7 protein-coding genes are annotated in these 5260 nt (G+C 69.5%); 2 read left to right on the top strand and 5 right to left on the bottom strand.

Annotation, left to right across the window (positions count from 1 at the left end):
- Positions 1–68: 68 nt before the first annotated feature.
- A complete protein-coding gene (gene ygiD, locus AC1DZ6_RS20505; RefSeq protein WP_477098977.1) occupies positions 69–842 on the bottom strand; it encodes a 4,5-DOPA-extradiol-dioxygenase in 774 nt (257 codons plus the stop codon).
- Positions 843–975: 133 nt separating this feature from the next.
- On the opposite strand from ygiD, the gene AC1DZ6_RS20500 reads away from it, so the two are divergent.
- Together AC1DZ6_RS20500 and AC1DZ6_RS20495 are read left to right on the top strand one after the other, a co-directional pair.
- Positions 976–1914: a hypothetical protein gene (locus tag AC1DZ6_RS20500; RefSeq protein WP_477098976.1), complete on the top strand. Its 939-nt coding sequence runs from the start codon at positions 976–978 to the stop codon at positions 1912–1914.
- Positions 1915–2106: 192 nt separating this feature from the next.
- The gene (locus AC1DZ6_RS20495) at positions 2107–3189 is read left to right on the top strand and encodes an acyltransferase family protein (RefSeq protein WP_477098979.1); all 1083 of its coding nucleotides are present in this window, start codon (positions 2107–2109) and stop codon (positions 3187–3189) included.
- Between the two features lie 190 nt (positions 3190–3379).
- On the opposite strand, the gene AC1DZ6_RS20490 is transcribed toward AC1DZ6_RS20495, so the two are convergent.
- The 4 genes from AC1DZ6_RS20490 to AC1DZ6_RS20475 form a co-directional block, all read right to left on the bottom strand.
- Positions 3380–3820, bottom strand: coding sequence for a cytochrome P460 family protein (locus tag AC1DZ6_RS20490; RefSeq protein WP_477098978.1), 441 nt, complete (start codon positions 3818–3820; stop codon positions 3380–3382).
- Positions 3820–4248, bottom strand: a complete 429-nt coding sequence (locus AC1DZ6_RS20485) for a hypothetical protein (RefSeq protein WP_477098975.1) — start codon at positions 4246–4248, stop codon at positions 3820–3822. Before AC1DZ6_RS20485 ends, AC1DZ6_RS20490 begins: the two co-directional genes overlap by 1 nt.
- Positions 4245–4838 carry a response regulator gene (locus AC1DZ6_RS20480; RefSeq protein ID WP_477098974.1) on the bottom strand — a complete coding sequence of 198 codons (594 nt, stop codon included), beginning with the start codon at positions 4836–4838 and terminating at the stop codon, positions 4245–4247. The genes AC1DZ6_RS20485 and AC1DZ6_RS20480 overlap by 4 nt, the downstream gene beginning before the upstream one ends.
- 127 nt (positions 4839–4965) lie before the next feature.
- Positions 4966–5260, bottom strand: a 295-nt coding sequence (locus AC1DZ6_RS20475; RefSeq protein WP_477098973.1) for a glutathione S-transferase family protein, incomplete at its 5' end; no start/stop codon positions are given.

The following is a 5260-nucleotide window of genomic DNA, read 5'->3' as shown; positions in this document are numbered from 1 at the left end:
AGGGGTTCCCGCCACAAGGGCGGGAATGACGGCTAGATTTGAGAGATCGGGGATAGGGTGGGAAGCCTCTACCCCACCCGCACGCTGGTCATCGAGATCGCCGCGAAGACGTCGTCGGTGAAGAACGACACCGGCTCGCCCGGCGTTTGCGCGCCCAGCACGTAGAGCAGGGGCAGGTAGTGCTCGGCGCTGTTGATCGCGGCGTCGGCGTCGGGACCCAAGGTGCGCCAGTCGATCAGCGGGTCGTGGTCGCCGGCCGCGATCAGGGCCTTGGCCGTCTCGTTGAAGCGCGGCGCCCAATCGGGCATCTCGCCGGTGCGGAAGTTCACGGCCCGCAGATTGTGGACGATGTCGCCGCTGCCGACGATCAGCACGCCCTCGTCGCGCAGGGCGGCCAGGCGCTTGCCGGCCTCGTAGTGCCAGCGGTCGGGGCGGCCGCGATCCAGGCTCAGCTGCACCACCGGCACGTCGGCGTCCGGATACATCGGCCGYAGCACGCCCCAGGCGCCGTGGTCCAGGCCCCGGGTCGGGTGCTGGACCACGGGGTCGGGCGACAGCAGTTCCGCTACCCGCCGGGCCAGGGCGGGATCGCCGGGCGCGTCGTAGCGCACGTCGAACAGCGCCTGGGGGAAACCGCCGAAGTCGTGGATGGTCTCGGGGCGTTCCGACGCGCTCACCGCGCTGGCCCCGCGCGTTTCCCAGTGGGCGCTGATCATCAGCACCGCCTTGGGGCGCGGCAGCTCGGCACCCAACGCCGCCCAGGCGCGGCTCCAGGCGTTGTCGTCGATGGCGTTCATCGGCGAGCCGTGGCCGAGGAACAGGACGGGCAGGCGGGCGGTCATGGGGCGGGTGTCCGATTAGATACTGTTAGAGTTACAGATAAGATTTCGCTCCGGCGATGCAAGTCCAGTCGCGGTCAGGTTGCGGCTGGGGCGGATCTCGCCCATGCTGATGTCGGGTCGGTCAGGGGGCTTCGTGCGCGGAAAAGATCTGTCGGACATCCTAGCGCTGGCGTCGGCCGCCAGCCTGTTGGCCGGCCCGGCGCTCGCGCGGGAAATGCAGCCCCCGATGCGGCTCGATACGCCGGTCAAGCTGGTCGGTCGCCCGCTGGAGCACCCCATACAGGCGCTGACCCTGGGGATCCGGGGGTGGGGTCGGTTGCGTTGCATCGCCCGCGCCGACGCCACCTTGGGCGATTGCCAGCTGGTGGGCGAAGCGCCCCAGGGCTTTCGCTTTGGCCGCACGGCCCTTGCAGCCGCTCCGCAACTCCGGGTCGCCCTCGAGGGCGAAGCGCTGGCGGCGATCGTGGGCAAGCCGACCTATTACAAGATCACCTTCTCCGGCGATCGCGCGACGGGCGACCAGGCCAGGCCCTCATCGCCGGCGGTGGTGGAAGCCGCCCATCCGAAGGGCGCGGAAGCGGTGGGCATGGCCGAACTGCAGTGCACGCCGCCGGCCAGCGGCAAGGGTCTGGTGTCGGACTGCGTCGCCACGGCAGAGGGACCGGCGGGCCAGGGCTTCGCGGCCGCTGCCGTGGCCTTGGCCGAGGCGGACTACCGGACCGATATCGAACCCGTGCCGCAACGCTTCACCTTCTACCTGCGGCGACGGGCGTTCTCCAGTCGTCCCAATCCTCTCTTCGCCGCCCTCCCGGAGGTGCTGACCTTCTCCCACGTCGAGTGGCGCGAACCGCCAAGGCCGGAAGAGGGGCTGCAACTGCCGGAGGCGGGCGTCCTGCTGGACTGCGTCCTGGACGCCGATGGCGGCCTGTCCGCCTGCCGGTCCGACGCCGAGCCGGCGACCGCCCAGGCCGCGCTGGCGTTCACGCCCCGGCTAAGGTTGATGCGAAGCGTCAGCTTCATCGTCAACTGGGGGCAGTGCGACTGGCCCATCGACTGCGCGGGCACACCCTAGATCGAATCCCGCCGCTGTGGCGGCGGCGCCGCTAAAAGCCGCCGCGACGCGACGTCGCGCCAATGCGCGCGTCGCGTGCTTTCCCACGGGGCCGKGCTTTGTTAAGGCGGGAGGGTCGTGAACGCTTCCGCTCTCCCCCCCTTATCGCCACCGCCCGTCGAGGCCGCCCCGGCCGCCGAGCGCCCGGCGCGGATCGCCACGCGCGGCGGCGCGCTGGACCTGCTGCGGCTGCTCGCCTCGCTGCTGATCGTCATCTATCACTACGGGGCCGAGGGTCCGATGCGCATCGAGCGCTTCGGCCAGGTGTTCTCGCGCGGGTTCCTGGCGACCGACTTCTTCTTGATGCTGTCGGGCTATGTTCTGGGCCGAGCCTACGGCGCCTCGACCCTGACCTGGCGGATCAGCCACGGCCGCTTCTGGGTGCGCCGGGTCGGGCGGGTCTGGCCGGGGCACCTGATCGTGCTGGCCCTGATGGCCGTGCTGGTCCTGGTGCTGAACACCCTGGGCACCGACGCCCACAAGCCCTCGCGCTTCGCCTGGGACCAGCTGCCGGTCCAGGCCCTGCTGGTCCACGCCTGGGGCTTCAACAGCGACGGYTGGAACCTGCCCAGCTGGTCGTTGTCGGCCCTGGTGGTCTGCTACGCGCTGTTCCCCTGGCTGTGGCGGGCGGCCGACAAGGTGCGCCATCCCTGGATCCTGCCGCTGATCGGCGCCCTGGCCTTCGCGGCCTGCGAGGTGCTGGCGCGGGGGGTGTTCGACCACGCCCTGTCGGACCTGCAGTTCCGCTTCGGCGTCGTGCGGGCCCTGCCGCTGTTCATCCTGGGCGTCTGCCTGGCGCGGGCGGTCGAGATGAACTGGCCCTCGGAGAAGGCCGCCAAGCTGCTGCTGATCGGCGGCTGCGTCGTGCTGGCGGCCATGCAGCCGCTGGACCGTTACGCGCTGCCTGACGAGCTGATCTTCGACATCCCCTGCCTGGCCGCCATCGCCGCCATCGTGCTGGGCGCGGGACGGCTGCCGGTGCGCCACCCCAGGGCCTGGATCGAGGAGGGCGCCAAGCTGTCGTTCGCTCTGTTCATCACCCACATCCTGGTCGGGGTGATCTATTGGAGCGCGGTCCACAAGCTGATCGAGACCGTGCCGATCGGCATCGGCTGGCAATGGCTGATGTGGCTGGCCTCGTTCCCGATCGCCATGGGCGCGGCCTGGCTGTTCCATACCTATGTCGACCAGCCGTTGCAGGACCGCCTGGCGCCGTGGCTGCGGGGCAAGCGGTAGGGATCGACTGAAGCGCGCATCTCTTCGTGACACGCGACGTCAACCAAGGCTGTCATCCCGGACAAGCGCGCAGCGCGCCGATCCGGGACCGACGCGTGAACGCCGCGTTTCCGGCGGTCCCGGGTCTACGCTTCGCTCCGCCCGGGATGACAAAAGTGAAGGCGCTGCAATCGGTTTCGACCTCGCCGCTTCAATCCCGCAGGCTGCTGAACACGAACCCCCGCGCCGCCGCCCGCTGGTGGCAGGCGTGGCAGGTGGTCTGCTGGCTGGCCGCGACGCCGGGCTTCGGCGTCGTCTCGCCGGGCGCGAACTCGGCGTAGCCCCAGCCGTCGGTCTGGGCGAACCGCCGGCTGTCCTTGACCATCACATCGACATGCCGCCGCGCGCCCTGGCCGGTGACGCCGCCGCCCCGGTCGACCGCCTCGATCAGGTCGTAGACCAGCACCGCGCCGTCGGGAAACCGGCCGTCCTGATAGCCCTTCAGCGCCGCCGGATTGGCGTAGATGTGGTGGAAGCCGCCATTGACCGCATGGGCGGGAGAGGCCGGGCCGATCAGGCCGGTCGAGACGTGCCGCCAGTCGCGATAGCCGTCGGGAAAGTCCGGGCTGGGCGCGGCCGCGTCGGCGCCGATCAGGCCGAACGCCGCCAGGACGATGATCGCGTGGGATTATCCGGCGCCCGGTGCAGCAGTCTGATCGAGGCGATGTAGACCTTGATCCCGGCCAGGACCGAGGGGGACAGGCCCGACGCCTCGTCGAGCAGGTCGCACAGCGACCGGGCGGCGATCTGGACAGCCTCGTTGTGCTCGGCGCCGCTGAGGCTGACGATGTCGCCGGCCCGGGCGTACAGGCTCTCCATCAGGACCGCCTCGTCGAGACCCGAGGTCAGCAGCGCGTCGAGCGCTGTGATGTAATCGTCGATCCCGACCAGCGACGGCTCGCGCAGGGTCTCCATCGTGGCGTCGGCGCGCTTGAGGGCCTCGGCCACGTACATGCCGCCCTTCTGGGTCATCAGTTGGCCCAGGCGGGGCTTCATGCGGCTCTTTTTGACCTGGGTCATGCGATCGACTTCATAGGTTTGATCAAGGCGTCAAGCTCATCCTGGGACATGTTATGGCCGCCGGCCTCGCCCAGTTCAATTGACTGATCGTCGCGGCGCCGGCCGTCAGGAAACTCCACCGGCGGACCTTGGTTGCGCCAGCGACGGTCCGGACCGGCATAGGTGTCGCACTCGATGAACATCCGGTCGCCCCGGGCGACCCACAGGATGCGCTCGAGCATGATGGTCGGCGAAATCGGTTTGGTGACGATGAAATTGGCGCCGCAGTCCCGGGCCTTCTCGACCTGGCTGCGGCGGGTGTGCGAGGTGACGATGATCACCGGCGTCATGCGATTGGCCTCGTCGGCCTCGCGGCGCAGCCAGCGGGTCAGGTCGTAGCCRTCCATCTCGGGCAGGTTGCCGTTGGCCAGCACCAGGTCGAAGGCATGGTACTTCAGCTCTTCCTGGGCTTCGGTCCCCGTGGCCTTGCGCACGAAGTTGCGCAGGCCAAAGCTGGTCAGCACGCCGATCAGGATGTCGAGCGACTGCGGATTGTCGTCGACAATCAGCGCCCGAGCCTTGTCGAGATTGATGTACTGGCTTGGCTGCAAGACCCCGACGCGCTCCACACCCGTCCCCAGGAATGCCGGGACCGCTACCCTCTGCCTGAACACCCTTAATAAAGCGCTGTCGCGCGACGGGTTGGGGCGGATTGCCGCGGTCCCGCGGGACCTTGGATCAGCCGGCCGATGCGGCGGTGAAGACCGCCAGCTGGTCGGCGAAGGCGCGCTTGTAGCCGGGCCGCGCCTCGGCGCGAGCGACATAGGCGACGAGGTTCGGATAGCCCTCCAGGAGGCCCGATCCGCCCAGCCTGCGCAGCACCGTCACCATCAGCAGGTCGCCGGCGCTGAAGGCGCCGTCCAGCCAGTCGGCGTCGCCGAGCCGACCGGAGAGCTCGTCCAGCCGGCTTCGGACCCAATCCTCCAGCATGGGCTCGTCCAGCCGGCTTCGGACCCAATCCTCCAGCATGGGC

The organism is Caulobacter sp. P1_B12_2 (genome assembly GCF_056406675.1).
The sequence above is the reverse complement of the archived record's forward strand: the minus strand, read 5'-3'. Positions and strand labels throughout refer to the sequence as shown.